Source organism: Enterococcus sp. 9D6_DIV0238 (genome assembly GCF_002174455.2).
GTDB lineage: Bacteria > Bacillota > Bacilli > Lactobacillales > Enterococcaceae > Enterococcus_L > Enterococcus_L dunnyi.
The window spans coordinates 1,566,741-1,584,512 of record NZ_CP147246.1; the positions used below are offsets into that span (position 1 = coordinate 1,566,741).

A 17,772-nucleotide genomic window follows, 5' to 3' on the forward strand; every position below is an offset into this window, starting at 1 on the left:
ATACCTTTGAATCATTCACCTATTTTTGATAACGGAACACGAATCAAACTGGAACTTTTAACAATTATCGGTAACGCCTCGACCTGGTTTAGTTCGGAAAATCTCTCTATGATGATTTCGATCGAAAAAAAGACCATTTTAAAATATTGTAAAGAACTTGATTCAGATGCAATCAGCTTTAATGACGGCATCACTATCCATATCAATAAAAGCAAAGGCATTTTTTTGGAAAAGAAAGATGAACTTTCTTTAGTGAAATTCAAATTATTTATTATAGAAAACACTTTGGCGGTCAAATTGATGAAACGCCTATTTTTTAATCAGCCTTGTAGTTTGGCCCAATTAGAACAAGAGCTTTTTATTAGCGAATCAACGATCCGCAGAAAAATTCGAACCTTTAAATCTATTGTCGCTGAGCATGATATTTCGATTGCCTATAAGAATAATAACTATGTACTAACAGGTGATGAAGCTCAAATACGGATGTATTCACTGATGGCTTTTTGGATCACGTACAAAGGAAATACTTGGCCATTTCCAACTATTGATGAAAAGAAGATCGTAAAAACGATCGATGCATTTTTGACGCATCACGGAATAAGCGGAGCTTCGATCAATGAAACAGATAAACGACTGCTGACCTATATTTTTACGATCACAATCATCCGTTATCACTTGGGAAACTCGATAACTTGGCAAAAAAGTTGGGATCCTTATATTCCAACGAATGCTCCTTTTGATTCAGGAAAAGTTCTACAAGATTATTTTTTGCCGAAGGATGAGCTCAATTTCTTTTATTTGATTCTTCAAACTTTCGTGAAAACCTACGATTTCAATGAGGTCAGTTCACAAATCATTGCCGCACACCAAAACAATCAGACTCAAGCATTTCTAGCTACAGAGCTTTTTTTCTCTAGAGTGCAAGAATACTTTGGTTTCACACTAGATGAACGTACAAAACAAAAAACATATGGCTTTCTTTTATCCAGTCATCTATTTGCAGACATATTCAAGAGTTTCAAACTAGGGATCAGCGGTGTCGATATCAATCAGGAGGCCAAAGAAAGCTTCCCAACACTTTCCAAAAAGCTTTATGCATTCATTGATGAGCTGGCTAAAACAACTGACCTGTCCTTGTTTCAGGAAAAAGATACATTGCATATGCGGTATATACTACTCTTTTCAACCTTTGGATCTTTGACTGTTTTTGAGCCTGTGATTCGTATTTACTTCGAAAGTGATCTACCTGATTTTTCAGAAAAGATCATAAAGGATACGATCAGTAACATGTTTACGAATTGGTATAATATTTCATTTAATACACAAAGTGATCAACCAAGTGATTTAGTTATTATTACCAGCTCGATGCCAAGGATTCAAAATATCGACTTAGCGGAAAAAGAAGTGCTCTATATTGATTCGACCCTTTCTGTTGACGATTTTTTCACGCTAAATCAAGTACTAAAAAAATTACGGATAAAAAAATCCCTTACGAAGTAAAAAAAACTGCGCAGCTGATTCCATGAATCAACGACACAGTTTTTCTTATTATAGACAAATTATAAAACGCTTTCATCCAAATCCTATCATAATCCGCCTAAACTTGCTAAATAAAAATCCATTGTATAGTAACGATAATCACTTTTAGAATACTTGGATTTCGTATCCTCTAATTGGCTGATCAACTCAAGCCGCTGCGCTTCTGTCACTTCTTCCCAATCTTTCTCGTCTGTTCTACAATACAATCTAAAGGGTAATTCAACATCCATATGAACTTCTAAAAAGTCTTTTGGCTCTCCTAAGCCATGATATTCAACATCTGTAATGATTTCACCGACATAATTTAAATAGTTTTTGCTCATCTCACTGTACCTCCTAATATTTTTTTAGCCAACAAAAATATTTTTCTTTATATATAAATTGTACTAGAAAACGCTTAAATACTCAACTGATTTTTGCTTCAACTTGATGGATTCATCTATTTTTTCTATAAAAAAGTGTCCGAACAAAACTAGAAAACAGTTTTGTTCGGACACTGGTTCTTAATAAATGTCGGCACAAAATCAGGTTCTTCGGCAATTTTTTTATTCTGATCGCTCAAGCCTAAACGTCTTTGTCTTATCTTCTTGTTATTTCAATCGTTCTGGCATCATCATTTGTAAAAAGCCCCAGACACCATTGCTGATTCTTAATTCTTCTCGATCATAGTGAAATAATTCTGTTCGAATCAATGATTCTTTGTCGTCCAATATTTTTTGCGTCCAATGCGGATCGATCAAAATAGCACGACCAACAGCAACTAAGTCTGTTGTTTCTAATACCGTTTCAACATCTTTTCTTGTCCGAATATCACCTGCTACGATCAATGGTACTCGGTCTCCGACTCTTTCTTTGATATAAGTCAGAATCGTCTTTTCCTTGAACTCTTCACTAACAGAAACTTTTTTATAATCATTGCTTGACATATGTAAATAATCTAGCGGTTTATCAGCTAATCGATCGACTAAATAAAGTGTATCACTTAAACGAATGCCAGGCTCTTCATATTCTTCCGGTGAAAAACGATAGCCGACAATAAAGTCCTTGACACCTGATCGATCCACAACAGAAGTCACACCATCTACTAATTCATTGATAAATTTGAACCGTTTTTCTAATGAACCGCCCCAATCATCTGTCCGTCGATTAGAATGAGGAGAAAAGAATTGTTGAATCAAATAGGTATTCGCTCCATGGATCTCCACGCCATCAAAGCCTGCTTTGATAGCCCGCTCAGTTGCTTTTTTAAATCCTTCTAAAATGTCATAGATTTCCGCTTCTTCCAAAGCTCTTGGTGTTTCAGCATTTGGTCTTTCTGCTGGGATTGCACTTGGCGCCACCGGTTGAACACCTTGTAGTACTTTAGAATCGGTCATGCGACCGCCGTGAAAAATTTGTAAAATAGCTTTGGTTCCATTCTTTTTGATTGCTGCCGCTAATTTTGATAAACCAGGAATAAAGCGATCATCATATACACCTAATTCACCATCCCAGCCTTTACCACCTTCATGAACATTAGCTGCCGCTGTTATAAACGCACCGGCTTCACCCGAACGTAATGCATAATAGTCGATTTCATCATTTGTAACGACTCCATCGAAAAAAGACATTTTCGTTGTCATAGGGGCGATAACGATTCTATTTTTTAAAGTTAATCCTCGTTTAAATGTTAATTTTTCGTCTAAATGATTCATTGTTCTCTCTCCTCTTAAAAAAGTTGTATGCACATGCATGTATTTATAATAAAAGAACGGAGACTAAAATGCAAGTGTTTTGTCTCCTAACTGAAATACTCCTTCAAAATAACATCTACATCCTTTTCGATCGACGTTAGAAGTTTTTTCCCAGCAGTTGTTATTCCTATGTATACCCCACGTTTATCATCTGTACAGGTCTTTTTTCCAATCAATTGTGGTTCTTTTTGCTCCAGCCGATCGATCAGACGAGACAAGGCACTTTGACTTAAACATAAATAATTCCCTAAATCATTTTGGCGCATACGACTACCATGTCGATTTAGCTGATATAACGCGTAATATTCACTAAGCGTTAGATGGTTGGTCCTTTTTAACAATTCCTCTAACTGCTTTTCAGCTATAGACTGTTTCTCACGTTCATCCAGCCATTGAGAAATCAATGATGTTTCCATGTAATCCCTCCTTACTCAAAGTTTTCAATACAACCTATTCTGCTTGTTTTTGTCTAAAAAGTCAAAGATTAAAAGTCAGAGTAAGGTTGAAAGAGACTGGAAGTAACTCGTAGAGTTAGGTCCCAGTCTCGCCTCAGACTTTTTACTATTATTTCACATTCAAAATCCACATAAACCCAATAAAAACAAAGAACAACGCATACATGATCGGAGAAACTTCTTTCCCGCGTTTTGCAGCGATCATTGTGATCGGGTAAAAAATGAACCCTAATGCGATCCCGTCTGAAATGCTATAAGTCAGGGGCATTCCCAACAAGATCAAGAAGGAAGGAATCGCTATTTCCATTTCTTTCCATTTGATTTGACTTAGTGATTGAGCCATCAAAACCCCCACTACGATCAGCGCTGGAGCAGTTACTTGTGAGGTCACGACTGAAAGCAATGGTGAGAAAAATAACCCCACGATAAATAATAACCCTGTTGTTACGGCTGTCAGTCCTGAACGTCCGCCTACAGCAATACCAGCAGAGGACTCAACATAAGCACCTACTGGAGAAGTCCCCAAAAGCGAACCTGCCAGCATCGCAGTAGAATCTGCAGCTAAGGCTTTCCCTACTCTAGGCATTTTGTTGTCTTTCATAAAACCAGCCTGATTAGCCAATCCAACAAGTGTACCTGCTGTATCAAAAAAAGTAACCAGTAAAAACGTCAAAACAACGACCCACAATTGAATCGAATTAATATCACCTACATGCTTTAAAGCTACTAAAAATGTTGGTTTTAAGCTAGGTGCGCCTGAAACCAGTTTATCAGGCATTTGGATCAAACCTGTTATTAGTCCTAAAATCGTTGTTGCTGCCATTCCGATAAAAATACCGCCAGGTACACGGCGAACTAATAATACCGCCGTTACAACCAAACCAAAAATCGTCAGCCAAGTCGTTCCTATATTCAATGGTCCTAACGCAACAAGCGTCGATTCGTTCGACACGATGATCCCGCCTTCACTTAGTCCAAGAAACGCAATGAATAAGCCGATACCACCAGAAATGGCATGTTTTAAATCTGCTGGTATCGCATCAATGATCAGCTCACGTAATTTAAATACTGTAATCAAAATAAAAATCAGTGATGCCACAAAAACACCAGCTAAAGCTGTTTCCCAAGGAATCCCCATTCCTACACAAACAGAATAAGAAAAGAACGCATTGATCCCAAGTGCTGGAGCTGTTGCTATTGGATAACGTGCTACTATCCCCATCAAGATACACCCCAAAGCACTAGCTAAAGCTGTTGCAGTAAATACTGCTCCTTCATCCATACCAGAAGCGCCTAAAACGGTCGGATTGACAAACAAGATATAAGCCATTGAAATAAATGTCGTAAATCCAGCCAATACTTCACGCTTAACACTTGTATTTAATTTTTCAATCTCAAAATAGGAAACAATTTTCTCTTTCATTCGTATCCTCCTAAAAAATCTGAACAATAAAATGTTCGTAAAAAATGCATTTTATGAATTACACAACGTGTTTAATCATATAATAAACGAAAGAATAAGTAAATATAAAAGTATAAAATAAAAGAAAGACGAACATTAGAACGATAGTATGAGATTTATTTTTTTCCTATATCATCCTCAAAAAAAGAACCAGAGAGCCTAAACGGCTCTCTGGTTCTTCGATATTTTGACCAATTTTAGGACTATTTTTTCTCAAAGCCCATGTCAGTTAATTCTTTTTCACCAGCTTTGAAGCTAGTTCCTGATTTTACGCTGCCAGCAGGTGCATCGTAGGTGATCACTGTCTCTTTTTTAGAGTATTTCACTTTCACATCTTCTAAGTTTGAAGAAGATTTAAACGCTTCTACCACTTGTTCAGAAGCGGCTTCATCTGTGATCATCAGCTTTTCATTGTCAAAGACAGCTTTTGCTGATGCTCCAGTGATCTTGTCGCCTTTGTGTTCAACAATGATCGATACTTCTGTTCCAGCTACAGGTGATTGCGTGAACGTCGTCGTTTCCGCTTTTCCTCCACATGCTACTAAAACCAACAACATTACAAATACTGATATAACCCCTAGAATTTTTTTCATTTGTTCCTCCTTAAATTTTAATTCCAGACTTCATTATATCAAACCGTATCTTAAAATAAAACATAATTATAAAAAAAAGATAATTAATAGATTTAAAAATAGCTACTTGTACTTTTAATACGCCTTTGCAAAAATATTTTCTGGATATTGACCGCTAAAATTAGTCCCCATCTGGTCGTCATATTCTGGACTTCCTTTATAGACTAAGCTTCCTGCCATTCCGCCCATCACGCTTCCCGTCGAAGTTTCTGGAAATTCTCCGTTTGGCACTGGTTGTCCTATTGTCATTAGATTTCCATGGATATATTGTTGGTCCTCCACACTTTCCGGATCGAATCCATAAAGTCTTGTAACCAACTCTAATGCGCGGGCATAATCTGATCGATTGTATTTCGAATAAAATGCAGTCACCTCTTCTTCTGTAACAGGATTCTCTATGATCTCTGGTTGACTTGCCTGCTCCTCTACTGGTGCAGACGTTTCAGAAGCTGCCATCGTTGTTTCACTTGTCTGCTCTGAGCTTTCCAATGTAGAGGTAGATTCCGCAGAGGTACTAGATGAACTGCTGGATGTTTGAGTAGTGCTTTGAGAGTTAACTGTACTATTTTCACTACTTGCTGTTTCTTTCGTTACTTGATCCACTTTTTGATTCTGACACCCAGCAGCTATCCCAAGTATAGCGATACTGAGTACGCTAATAATTCCCCAACGCTTGTTCCATGTGTTCTTTAATTGACGCTCTGACATCTTTTCTTACTCTCCTTTTTCTTTAGTGTCTCTTATTTGCTGAATAGACAAAATAGCTAATGGTAGATAATTGAAAATGAAACTAATTCGCTGGCACAGACCAATTTTATTCAACAATGGTAATTCATTGATAGCAGGTATTCGTGCAAGGCCATAAATCCCTGCACTGAGTAAACTGAGTCCAAGTAAAAATGAATAATAATGAACAAGCTTTTTGTTGCCTTGCTTTCTATAAGCAAGAATCAAAAAAAGAGGAAACAATAAGAACCCAGCATACCCCAACCCAGAACCTATATTATGAACCCACGTTGAAAACGTCCAAGCGCTTTTTTCCGTATCTATACTAAACAACCCAGTAAAAATACAATCGCCTACTCCATAAAATCCTACTGCACCAGTCACTATAAGTGCTAATGGCTGAGAGATCTCAGAAAATCTCTGATAGATTGCCGGCAATGCCAAAACAAAAAACATCCCGGAAATCACTGACCAAACTAAAAACGCTTGGCGAACTGGACTGTTCACATCGCCAAAAACACTGATCACCATCGTTAGCTGATTCATTTTTGGATAAAATAAACCTAAAATATAGGGTGTTAAGAAATCACTGATCACGCCCAATAGCAGAAAATACCAGCCATATTTTTTTAAAAGACTCATTATTATCCCACCCATCTTCCTTTTGTCACTCACCTGTTAAAAAACGCTCATCCACCGACGATCTGAGCAAACCCACTATTCAAGTCTGCGTTTTGGGTCGTGGTAAAATAAACTAGATTCTCAGCATTCCCTTGATTTTGTTGTGTAATCAAGACTATTGGCTGACCGTTGAAAATCGTAAAGAGATACAGATGGTTATTCATCGTCGCTCCTGTCGTTCCCATATCTGAGTATATCGCTACAACATTGTATACATTATCTGTGAGACCGCTATCCGACCATTGAACAGCTGCTCGACTGCCGTTGACAGCAATATTGTTGTTGGCAAATGTACTTGGAAAATTGATTCCATACCAATTTACCTGCATATTAGGTGAATATTCTATATAAGACTGATCCATACTTTGACCCCAACCAGCCATGAACTGCACTAGTTCTGTCCGCTTCTCTTGATTCCAAGGTATATTGGGTTCAGAATTTGCCTCTACTTTCGGTGTTTCTTCTATACTTGATGACTCCTGTACTTTTTCAGTTGTTTCTTTTGTTTCTTCTTTTTTCTTGTATTCGATCGGGTAAGTATTTTCTTTAGCTAGTTCTTTGATCATTTCCTGAATATAAGATTTGAACAGCGTTGATCCGCCTTTTATCTCACTTAACTCTGCTAATTTTTCTAAGGATGCTGCGTATTCTTTTTTCTCTTTTGATTCAGTTGCTTCTTTATAGAGAATCACCTGTTTCAGTAAGGCTTGTGCTTCTTTCTCCTTTTTATACTCCAGCGCTAATTGAAATGATGCTTGTGCCTTGGACATATCCTTTTCGATCAAGGCTTCTTTTCCTTTCGCAAGTGCTGAATCGTAGGCCGACGCTTTCATACTGCTCATTGTTTCGTTTGTTTTTCCTTTACTTGACTCATTACCGCCGGAACAGCCCGTAACCAATAACAGCAGTACAACGCCCAAAGCAATCTTTTTCATTTGCTCTACTCCTTTTCCTTTATCCCATATTTCTGTCTGATCTTACTGACAATTATACCCAAACTTCCAATGAAAGTAACGCTTAATCACAGACAAAAAAAGAGTGCGGACAAACCTAAAAATCAGTTTTGTTTCGCACTCTAAGAATTAACGACTAGCTTATTTCAAAAGGAGATAAACACTTTGCTCCCAAACTCTTTTCTATGTCTTATTTTAATCAGGTTTTTATTTTTTAGTTGCAGCTATTTTCTGTACTAGAGCCTTTAGTTCATTATTCGCTGTCACACCATCATCTTGTTTTATGCATTGTTCAGAGATAATAAATGAACCACCCACAGCCACGATATGCTCATTTGCAATGTATTCAAGAACATTGTGCTTGTCGATACCGCCGGTTGGTAAAAAGGTCATATCATAAAACGGACCACTCAACGCCTTGATCGCATGAAGACCGCCATAAACATCCGCTGGGAAAAATTTAACGGTCTTAAGACCATACTCTGAGGCTTTTTGAATATCTCCTGGAGTAGCCGTTCCCGGAAATACGGGAATGTCTTCTTGTAAACAATACTCGATCACCTCTGGAACGATAGCGGGTGAAACAATGAACTTTGCTCCACTTGCAACTGCTATTTTGGCTTGCTCGAGCGTTCGAACGGTTCCCGCTCCCACAATCAACTTTCCAGATGCTGCTAAAGTTTGGATTGCTTCTGATGCCAGCTGACTTCGAAACGTAACTTCAATCAGACGAATATCATTTTGAAGTAAAATCTCTTCCAGTTTTGTCAAATAACGACTGTCTGTTGCCGTATACAGCGGCAGCAGTTTCGTTTTCGCTAATTGTTGATACACCTCTTGTGTTATGCTTTTATCCACTTGCCCGCCCCTTTCATTGTCTTAATTACGCTCATTTTTGATGATTGCCTCATGCAATCCTTGTAAATAGCTGATTCCTAATGCCCGATCATATAAGCCATATCCCGGCATTGCAATTTCACCCCATATGGTTCGTCCATGATCCGGCCGAATGACACCATCAAAACCAACCTCTACTAGTGCCTTCATGATTGCATACATATCCAGCGAGCCTTCTGTACTTAAATGTGCGGTTTCTTTGAATTTCTTTTCACCCATAAAGCCAACATTACGAAAATGAACAAAATTGATTCGATGCCCAACTTGATGGATCATCTCAACCAAATCATTGTTTGGATCCGCGCCTAAAGAACCCGTGCAAAACGTGACTCCATTGTACGGAGAATCTATGATATCCATAATTCTTTTTAGATCTGATAAATTCTTGGTAATACGCGGAAACCCGAAAATCTCCCAAGGTGGATCGTCCGGATGAATCGCTAACCTGACATCTGCCTCTTCACAAACAGGGATCACTTTCAACAGGAAGTATTTTAGATTTTCAAATAAATCTTCTTCTGTCACACCCTCATAAATTTTGACCAGTCCATCAAATTTCTTTAGCCGTTCTTCTTCCCAGCCAGGTAAACTAAAGCCCTTTGACTGGCTATGGATGAGCTTATACATCTCACTTGGCTCCATTCCATCGACCACAGCCTGATCATAAACAAGAGAAAAACTACCATCGCTATTTTCATAGGCTAAAGAGGTTTTTGCCCAGCCAAAAATCGGTTTAAAACTGTAGCAAACCATTTTTATGCCGCATTTAGAAAGATTACGAATCGTCTCGATATAATTTTCGATATACTGATCTCGATCAGCCGTGCCAGCCTTGATCGAATCATGGATCGCAACACTTTCGATGCCTAGTAACTCTAATCCGCCTGTTTCTACAGAATTTTTCAACTCCTGAATCTCATCGACCGCCCACACATCTCCCGGCAGTTTATTTAACAGTGTCCCTACAATTCCGTTGATTCCTGGAATTTGCGTCACATGCTGCAGTGGTATCGTGTCTTTTTTTTCACCATACCATCTAAATCCCCACTTCATGGTGCCTCATCTCCCACTCTTTTGACTTTTTATTTGATTAAAACTCATCGTCATCATCATCGGCTTTTGTTTCAATCATCGAAACATGCCAAATCCCTAACCCATTTTCACCTTGTGTAATGACTGTTTCCGGAACCTGTTCGATCGGCGTCTCTAGTAACTGATGATTGATGGTTTCAAGCAGCATCGGCAAATTAGCCCCGCTGACGATATAGACTTTTTCCTGCATTTCCTTTTCTAATTCTCTGATCGTAAGCAGTGCCTGATTGTACGGGCTCGCACTCACTAAATCAACGAAGACAACAACGCCATTTCCTTGATCAACAAGCTGTATCGCCTGTTTGATTTTTTCTCCAAGTTTTTGAATGTCTTCTCCTTGATTCAAGCTGACTGTAGCAATATTTTCAGTAGCTCCCATGATTACTTCAGCCGCATCTTTTAAACCAGTGCTTAGCGCACCATGTGACGCAATAACGATTCCAAGCATTCTTTTGGCTCCTTTCAAAAAGGATTTTTTGCTTTAGTTCGTAAAAAAATCCTTGAGTTGTTTTAGTTTATTTCGATCGATTCCCTTTTGATTCAATGTAGCTTTCTCAAGAAAATACCTTTTCCCTTGCTCCGTTTCACTTACTTTGGCTCCGAAAATGTAACTGATTTTAGGATCACTGCCTTGGTGAGTGATAAATGACTGCTCTGCTTTTTCAGTGACTCGCTGACCAATAAAATGAAGCTCTTCCTGACTGCCGACACAATCTAAATAATAAATCTGCGCTGAAGATCGACACGTTTCTTTCAGCAAAGTTAATCCTTGATCACCAAAACAACCTTCATCTAAAAAGGCAAATGCCGTTTTAGAATTCGTGTGTGCAGCAATCAGACTTACTAATGCCAAAATAGAAGATGTATTTCGAACCGCGTTTTTTCGACTAGAGAGTCCTTTGGCAAGTTTACTAAACAGAAAAAAGTAAAGGCCATAACACAGGATCGCCGCCCATGTAGAAAGTTTTCCTAAATGAAATGCTTCTGTCATGCTATTCATATAAACGACTGTAGCGACCAGCCCAAGAAGTAAAAACAAAGACAAGCTGACTAGAATGAAACGAACGGTTGCCTGTCTTTGTTTGGTCCGATCAAATAGCTGATAAGAGCCAAAACTTCTGAGTGGTGTATCATAATAGGTACAAATGATCCGATTGGCTGTTTCAATATTTCCAACGTAGACATTGCTGGAAATATACTGTTTTTTTTGCTGATATTCGATCACCTGAATATCTTCACGCAGCTTAGCGATATCTGTGACTAATGTAGCTAAAAAACGTTGCTTTTGCTTTTTTGTCCGTCTAACTTTATTAAGGTGCTGATAGTGAAAAATCCAGTCTTCCAGCTGATCGTTTCGTTCCATCTTATGATTCACTTCCCATCCTATCTTGACTCGTTGATCTTTTTTTATAAATTAAATTTTGCCAGAACTTCCTTCAGCATTGATTTAGGTGCTGAGGGTGTAGCTTGAAAATAGATATCTTCCACACCGTAATTTTCATTCAAGTCTTTTAATTTTTCTGCATCCGATCGATTCAGATACACGGATTTTGTGACTAATAAATCTTTTTCTGGATCTTTTTGAGCAATCCCACCAATATTCAATTCCTTCATTGGTACGCCATGTGTGACTAGATCATAAATCACACTGATCGTTTTCGTGATCAAAATGCAGTTATATTCTTTAAAATTATACTCATCCCAATAAAATTTGGCTTTATCTGGTGTAATGACGATCGTTTTTTGTCCAGTTCGTCCCCCAGCACTTTTATATAATTCACGCATAAATTTATCTTTCGCAACCACATCATCCACCACAAAAATCGAATTTACACCGCTCTTTTGTGATAACGTCATCATGACTTGTCCATGAATCAAGCGCTCATCTACACGAGCTAAATTGATAACACCCATCTCTATTCACATCCTCTTCTTGTTTTATAAGATCCCAATAGCAGCCAACACGATCAGGATTCCTGTCAGCCACAGTAGGGCTTGTGTCACTTTTAATCCTTTTTTCGTGTAGAACCAGTAAACGCCCATCACCACTGCAAGCGGCAAAATTCCCGGAACGATCTGATCTAAGATATCCTGTATGACAAATTCTCGTCCTGAAATCTTAAATTGCAGTGCAGAGGATACTTTGACATAATTTCCAGCTAGGATTCCCATCATAAATAGTCCCAGTACTGATAAGGTTTCGATCGCATTTTGAACGCCTGAACTTTGCATCAAACCTGTTGCATTACGTCCCATACTGAAGGCCTGACGTGCAAAGAAAACACCTAGGATCGCTTGATACAAAGCAAATGCTACAAATGGGAACAATGCGCCAAGCGCACTCCCTTGTTCAGCCCACGGCACCGCTATAGCAATAAAAATGTATTGCACTGTTCCTGAATCAATGGCATCCCCGATCCCAGCAAGTGCCCCCATCAGCCCTGCTTTCGTGTTATACATCAAATCATCCTGCATCAAAATTTCCGTGCCCTCATGTTCTTCTTGTGCACGCTGTTGCTCCATGGAAGACATCAGTCCAGTAATGACACCGCCGCCCCAGCTTAATTGTGTATTGAAAAAGAGCAGTTGTCTTTTATAGGCTGCTTTTAATTTATCCTCATCTTTATAAAGCTTCCGTAAAATCGGCATCATCGCATAAAGCAGCGAAGGTGCTAGATAGCGTTCAAAAGAATGGGGAATTTCGTTGGCAAAGTGCCATCTAAGATACGCTTTCGTTACATCCTTTTTCGTGATTTCCTCAGGCGCAAGATTTGTACTTTTGTTGATCTCTGTCATTTTATTCCCTCCTATTTCCATTAGAATCCATCATCGTAATCGTCATCATCGTAATCTGAAAAAGTTGCTGCTTCTCCATTACTGCTTTGAGCAACTGGTGCATTCTTACCTTTTTGAGATTGAACAAAAATCAGTGCGATCAATACGCCGAAAATCGCATAAGTCACCATTGTAACTTCCAAGGATTTGAATACGATGCTGATGAAATAAGCCAGAAAGAAAAAGACCATATAATCTTTGCGTCCAATGACATAAATCGTCGTCGCAATACCAATAGCCGCTAAACCGCCGCCGACAACTTCTAATACGTGGATCACGACAGTACCTTCAAGCGCAGTGATCACATCAGCGATCACAGGAGCGCCAAAGTAAAGTGCAACAAAAACTAATGGTACGAATAGAATAAATGACGCAATCGTCGGATACATGATCACTGAGCGGGAAATGGCTTTAGGATTTAAGTCTTCTACTGCTTTATCCGTATATTTCCCTAAAAATGTATTAATAAAGAATCTAAATTGATACAAATAACTGCCCAACAAACCAACAGGAACTGCCACAGCGATCGCTGCTTCAGGTGTCAAATTTCCTAACAATGCGACTGGAACAGCGATTGCCGCTGCAATAGACGGCTCTGCCGGCATTGACCCTCCTGGTGAGAAAACACCCATATAAATCATTTGCAAAGCTGCTGTTACGATCATTGCCTGCGCAACATCTCCCATCACTAACCCAACGATCAGCCCTGTCATCAAAGGCGAGAATCGTAAGGTAAGAGTCGCTCCTCCCCCTAACCATCTTGACATGACCGCCGCTGTCCACAATGCGATCAAGAAACTTTGCATCACACTTAATGTTTCCATATGTCCTCCTTCTATTCCCTTTTTTCTTTTATATATTCTTCCAGCGACAGCAATGCATTTTTCAATGAAGATCGAGTGGTCGTTACAGGAATCAGATGAACCTTTTCCTTAGAATCAATAAATTCAATAATCTCATCGATCACACTTTCCTCAGGATAAATGCCCATTTGCTGTAAAGATACTGGTAGTTCCAATGCTTGATAAAACGGCAGCAGTTGATCGATCAGGTGCCATTTCTCTTCTAATGCCAATTGATAAAAGATCCCATAGGCGACTTTTTCACCATGTAAAAACGGATGACTTTCAGGAATATATTTGCTCATACCGTCATGCATTGCATGCGCCGCTGCATTTCTAGCATATTTATCACCTAACCCGCCAACCATTCCAGCTACTGCAAAAATGATTTCTGATAAGTGAACAAATTCTTCTGAAAGAACGCCTTGCTTCATGTCTTCGATCGCCTTGACCGAATCCTGCATGATAGCCTCTTTACACAATTTTGCTGTGAAAGCTGCAAGCTGTAAAAAAGGCTCATTTCTCAAATGCTCCTGCTGTAAAATCGCGTCTGATTCATACCACTTGGCTAACGTATCTGCTAATCCAGCGATAAAATAATCGACAGGAGCATCAATCACTAATCTTGGATCAGTAATCAAAAATGCCGCTTGTCTTAAATAGTGTTCTGTTTTTCCCTCTGCTTCTCCAGATTCTTTATACATAACAGATAGCGGTGTCCACGGCGCGCAATTACTTGCCAACGTAGGGATCAAGCCAAAATCAAGATCGAGTAGATGTGCTGCATACCCTACTAAATCTGCCAACTTTCCCCCGCCTACTCCAATGATAAAATCAATATCAGCAGCTTTCGACAACTCTACGATCCTATTAGCACTATAATAACTGCATTCTCCTGAATATCGATGATAGGTAAACGCATACTTCGCACGCTCAACAAAGCTCAGATAGGTTTTCGCTTTTTCCCATGAAACCGTTCCGTGAACGATCAAAATCTTTTTAGCCTCATATTCTTCCAACACATCTGATACTTTTTCAATTGCATCTTCATGATATTCGTAAAACTGCGGACCAACTTTTACCTTTAGATCATTTAACATCTTATTCACTCCTATTCATTAAACAGTCACATGGCTGTGTGCTTGAACAGTTCGTTCCGGTAATCTGCCTGCTGCAACATCTTCAACATCCCGTACACATTTTTCGCCCATCGCTTCAAGACATTCCATCGTATACGCAGAGGTATGCGGCGTCATGACAACATTTTCCAACATTAAATAGGGATGATCTTTACGCCCTGGTTCTTCTTCTAAAACATCGGTGGCAAAGCCGGCGATCTTCCCACTTTTTAAACCGTTTACAATCGCGTCTTCATCAACTAAAGCTCCTCTTGCGCTATTTGATATATATACATTGTCTTTCATTTTTTCGATTTCTTTATATGAAATCATATGATAATTATCCTCCGTGAGGTTCGCGCATAAACAAATGATATCTGCAGATGTCAAAAGCTCTTCAAGTTCAACTTTTTTAGCGCCATAGCTTTGAACATGTCGCTCTGATTTGTATGGATCATATGCTAGCACTTCACAACGAAAACCATTCCTGACGATTTCAACCACTGCACTGCCCGTATTCCCCACTCCGATCACACCGACCGTTTTGTTAAACAATGTCCGTCCGACAAATCGTGCCCGATTCTCCCATAGATCTTCCCTAACGCTTAGATCCGCTTCCACCGTTCGTCGTAAAATCGTCATCAAATTCGTCACATTATTTTCGGCTACTGCATCACGTTCGACTAATGCAGGAATGATCGAAACAATCGTATGATGCTTTTCTGCCGCAGCAATATCTATGTTGTTATAGCCGATGCCATGTCTGGAAATCAATAATAGCTCATCTTTATGTTCAAAAAATTCCTCTGTAAAAAATGGGGTAACACTAGCAATAATAACATTGAATCCTTGAAGAACCTTTGCTAATTCACGACCAGAAATTTCAGAATCGACTGTTACATATTCAACCTTGCCAATTGCTTCTAAACGCTTGATATGATCTGGAAAAACTTTTCCAAAACTACTGGAATTAACAATTGCAACCGTAAACTTTGACATGCTCTCACTCCTTTTACAGCTTCTACAGTATTCACTGTACTGTATCAACTGCTTTCTTTTGGATAAATAAGCACGCTTTTTACTATCGATAGTTTTTGAAACAAAGCGTATTCAGTTAAACGTTTTTATTTTCCGTACTGAACACCTAAATAGTACTTCTTAAAAAAAATTATGTAAAGGTTTGCAACAAATAAAAAATATTTTTTATTTTAATGATAAAACCTTTCATCTAAACGGGTTTGAAAGCGTATTCATTCATTTGTGTAAACCTTATGAAAATGAATCTTCATTCTAGTTAATGAATGATTTTTCTCTCCATTCAAAGCACATTAGATATCACATTTGACTCTCTGAACTAAAATAAATATTGGAAATTTCTCTTCTTCATTATCAGAAAAGAAGCACCGAAGAATCCAGATAACATCGTGTTTTTCTATAATAATTTTCTAAAAAAATAAAAATTGTTTTTTACATTTTTATTCTCTATAATGATGTCTAAGAATTAGTCACACTTTTTTCGTCGAAATGAGCTAAAATAAACAGAAAGCGCTTAATTGGTCATTTCTTTTGCTCAAACTTGATTATTATATATCATTAGATCGAACTATAGATGGAGGTTATTATGAAAAATCATTATCTAGATCAGAGAATACGGTTAAAAAAAGGTAATCTAAGTGAAACGGAACAGAAAATTGCTCACTATTTTGTCCATTCTGACGAAATGCTTTCAAGGAAAACATTAGAAGATATGGCAAATGATATTGAAGTTTCACAGTCATCTATTTATCAATTCGTAAAAAAAATCGGCTACAATGGCTTTCAAGATTTTAAAATTGATATTGCACGCAATTCGAATTATCAGCCTGCTTTTCAAAATTTAAATATCAATACCGGTGCAGATGATATCCTGCCTGAAGATTCCAGCATCGATATCGCAAAAAAAGTTATTCAGTCCAATATCTACTCATTAAGCAATTCCACTCACTTTTTGACAGAGGAACTGTTAGACCGTGTATTGACGATTATTTATTCCGCTAAAACCTTACATTTTTTTGGTCTGGGAGGCTCATCGATCGTCGCTTTTGACAGCTTCCACAAATTTATCCGAACAAAATACCGCTGTAATTATATTTTTGACTACCACATGCAGCTCAGTTTCGTTACTAAGCTAACCAGTGAAGATTGTGTGTTTATTTTTTCTCATTCCGGCCAAACCAAAGAATCCGTCAATCTCGCTCGACAAATCAAAAAAACCTCAGCAAAGATCATTGTTTTAACAGGTAATAGCGGTTCCGAGCTAGTTACTTTAGCAAATCAAGCAATCATTGTTTTAACAGAGGAAACCTTATTTAGAACAGAATCACTCGCCTCGCGGATCAGCTATTTGACAGTGATGGACATTTTATATACCAATGTTATGCATCATAATTATGATCAGAATATTGAATCGATCAAAAAAATCAGAGATAATATCAGTACGACGAAGACGAATCCTTATAACTTTACGCCGTGATTTTTTTATTCTTTTTTGTGTTATCTATCGAAGGTTTTTACTAATAACTTTCTGTTTTCTCAATCTATTGAAACTCCTTTTCCTTTGTTAGTTTTGTTCAATTTCAATCTAAAGAAGTAGTATCTATTTTAAGTTAAAATTTTGAATATAGCCTCGCTGAATGATTTGATTCTATAGGTTGCAACCTGTTCTTGAATATTTTGTTATTATAGCGCTTCATTATGACGGTCAGCATCGCTCTATTCAAGTCTGTTAGTAGCCTATACAAACAAAACACTCCCTTGAATCCAAATAG

The 17,772-nt window shown here is 38.2% G+C and carries 19 protein-coding genes; 2 read left to right on the plus strand and 17 right to left on the minus strand.

What is annotated here, in order from left to right:
• The first annotated feature begins 6 nt into the window (after nucleotides 1-6).
• On the plus strand, nucleotides 7-1,500 hold the full coding sequence (locus tag A5889_RS07370) for a helix-turn-helix domain-containing protein (RefSeq protein WP_087640736.1): 1,494 nt from the start codon (nucleotides 7-9) through the stop codon (nucleotides 1,498-1,500).
• A gap of 86 nt (nucleotides 1,501-1,586) precedes the next feature.
• On the opposite strand, the gene A5889_RS07375 is transcribed toward A5889_RS07370, so the two are convergent.
• The 17 genes from A5889_RS07375 to A5889_RS07455 all read right to left on the minus strand — a co-directional run bounded on the left by A5889_RS07375 (nucleotide 1,587) and on the right by A5889_RS07455 (nucleotide 15,964).
• The gene (locus tag A5889_RS07375) at nucleotides 1,587-1,862 is read right to left on the minus strand and encodes a hypothetical protein (RefSeq protein ID WP_087640735.1); all 276 of its coding nucleotides are present in this window, start codon (nucleotides 1,860-1,862) and stop codon (nucleotides 1,587-1,589) included.
• A 267-nt stretch (nucleotides 1,863-2,129) separates the two neighbouring features.
• On the minus strand, nucleotides 2,130-3,233 hold the full coding sequence (locus A5889_RS07380; protein WP_087640734.1) for an NADH-dependent flavin oxidoreductase: 1,104 nt from the start codon (nucleotides 3,231-3,233) through the stop codon (nucleotides 2,130-2,132).
• An 86-nt stretch (nucleotides 3,234-3,319) separates the two neighbouring features.
• Nucleotides 3,320-3,688, minus strand: coding sequence for a MarR family winged helix-turn-helix transcriptional regulator (locus tag A5889_RS07385; protein ID WP_087640733.1), 369 nt, complete (start codon nucleotides 3,686-3,688; stop codon nucleotides 3,320-3,322).
• A gap of 148 nt (nucleotides 3,689-3,836) precedes the next feature.
• Nucleotides 3,837-5,150 carry an NCS2 family permease gene (locus tag A5889_RS07390; protein ID WP_087640732.1) on the minus strand — a complete coding sequence of 438 codons (1,314 nt, stop codon included), beginning with the start codon at nucleotides 5,148-5,150 and terminating at the stop codon, nucleotides 3,837-3,839.
• A 242-nt stretch (nucleotides 5,151-5,392) separates the two neighbouring features.
• A complete protein-coding gene (locus A5889_RS07395; RefSeq protein ID WP_087640731.1) occupies nucleotides 5,393-5,782 on the minus strand; it encodes a hypothetical protein in 390 nt (129 codons plus the stop codon).
• Nucleotides 5,783-5,896: 114 nt separating this feature from the next.
• Nucleotides 5,897-6,529 (minus strand): hypothetical protein, encoded by a 633-nt coding sequence (locus A5889_RS07400; RefSeq protein ID WP_087640730.1) that lies wholly within the window; start codon nucleotides 6,527-6,529, stop codon nucleotides 5,897-5,899.
• A gap of 6 nt (nucleotides 6,530-6,535) precedes the next feature.
• Nucleotides 6,536-7,189 (minus strand): DUF998 domain-containing protein, encoded by a 654-nt coding sequence (locus A5889_RS07405; RefSeq protein WP_087640729.1) that lies wholly within the window; start codon nucleotides 7,187-7,189, stop codon nucleotides 6,536-6,538.
• Between the two features lie 47 nt (nucleotides 7,190-7,236).
• The gene (locus tag A5889_RS07410; protein ID WP_087640728.1) at nucleotides 7,237-8,163 is read right to left on the minus strand and encodes a DUF4767 domain-containing protein; all 927 of its coding nucleotides are present in this window, start codon (nucleotides 8,161-8,163) and stop codon (nucleotides 7,237-7,239) included.
• Between the two features lie 225 nt (nucleotides 8,164-8,388).
• Entirely contained in the window at nucleotides 8,389-9,039 is a 651-nt protein-coding gene (locus A5889_RS07415; protein WP_087640727.1) for a bifunctional 4-hydroxy-2-oxoglutarate aldolase/2-dehydro-3-deoxy-phosphogluconate aldolase, read from the minus strand.
• 21 nt (nucleotides 9,040-9,060) lie between these two features.
• On the minus strand, nucleotides 9,061-10,131 hold the full coding sequence (uxuA, locus tag A5889_RS07420) for a mannonate dehydratase (protein ID WP_087640726.1): 1,071 nt from the start codon (nucleotides 10,129-10,131) through the stop codon (nucleotides 9,061-9,063).
• 37 nt (nucleotides 10,132-10,168) lie between these two features.
• On the minus strand, nucleotides 10,169-10,618 hold the full coding sequence (locus tag A5889_RS07425; RefSeq protein WP_087640725.1) for a PTS sugar transporter subunit IIA: 450 nt from the start codon (nucleotides 10,616-10,618) through the stop codon (nucleotides 10,169-10,171).
• A 33-nt stretch (nucleotides 10,619-10,651) separates the two neighbouring features.
• On the minus strand, nucleotides 10,652-11,545 hold the full coding sequence (locus tag A5889_RS07430; protein WP_254909555.1) for a hypothetical protein: 894 nt from the start codon (nucleotides 11,543-11,545) through the stop codon (nucleotides 10,652-10,654).
• Nucleotides 11,546-11,577: 32 nt separating this feature from the next.
• Nucleotides 11,578-12,084: a PTS system mannose/fructose/N-acetylgalactosamine-transporter subunit IIB gene (locus A5889_RS07435; protein ID WP_087640723.1), complete on the minus strand. Its 507-nt coding sequence runs from the start codon at nucleotides 12,082-12,084 to the stop codon at nucleotides 11,578-11,580.
• Nucleotides 12,085-12,108: 24 nt separating this feature from the next.
• Nucleotides 12,109-12,966 (minus strand): PTS system mannose/fructose/sorbose family transporter subunit IID, encoded by an 858-nt coding sequence (locus A5889_RS07440; RefSeq protein WP_087640722.1) that lies wholly within the window; start codon nucleotides 12,964-12,966, stop codon nucleotides 12,109-12,111.
• Between the two features lie 20 nt (nucleotides 12,967-12,986).
• A complete protein-coding gene (locus A5889_RS07445; protein WP_087640721.1) occupies nucleotides 12,987-13,829 on the minus strand; it encodes a PTS mannose/fructose/sorbose/N-acetylgalactosamine transporter subunit IIC in 843 nt (280 codons plus the stop codon).
• An 11-nt stretch (nucleotides 13,830-13,840) separates the two neighbouring features.
• Complete coding sequence (locus tag A5889_RS07450) at nucleotides 13,841-14,947, minus strand: iron-containing alcohol dehydrogenase family protein (protein ID WP_087640720.1); 1,107 nt, start codon at nucleotides 14,945-14,947, stop codon at nucleotides 13,841-13,843.
• A gap of 18 nt (nucleotides 14,948-14,965) precedes the next feature.
• Nucleotides 14,966-15,964, minus strand: a complete 999-nt coding sequence (locus A5889_RS07455; RefSeq protein ID WP_087640719.1) for a D-isomer specific 2-hydroxyacid dehydrogenase family protein — start codon at nucleotides 15,962-15,964, stop codon at nucleotides 14,966-14,968.
• Between the two features lie 622 nt (nucleotides 15,965-16,586).
• Here A5889_RS07455 and A5889_RS07460 point away from each other — a divergent pair.
• Entirely contained in the window at nucleotides 16,587-17,477 is an 891-nt protein-coding gene (locus tag A5889_RS07460; RefSeq protein ID WP_087640718.1) for a MurR/RpiR family transcriptional regulator, read from the plus strand.
• The last annotated feature ends 295 nt before the right edge of the window (nucleotides 17,478-17,772 follow it).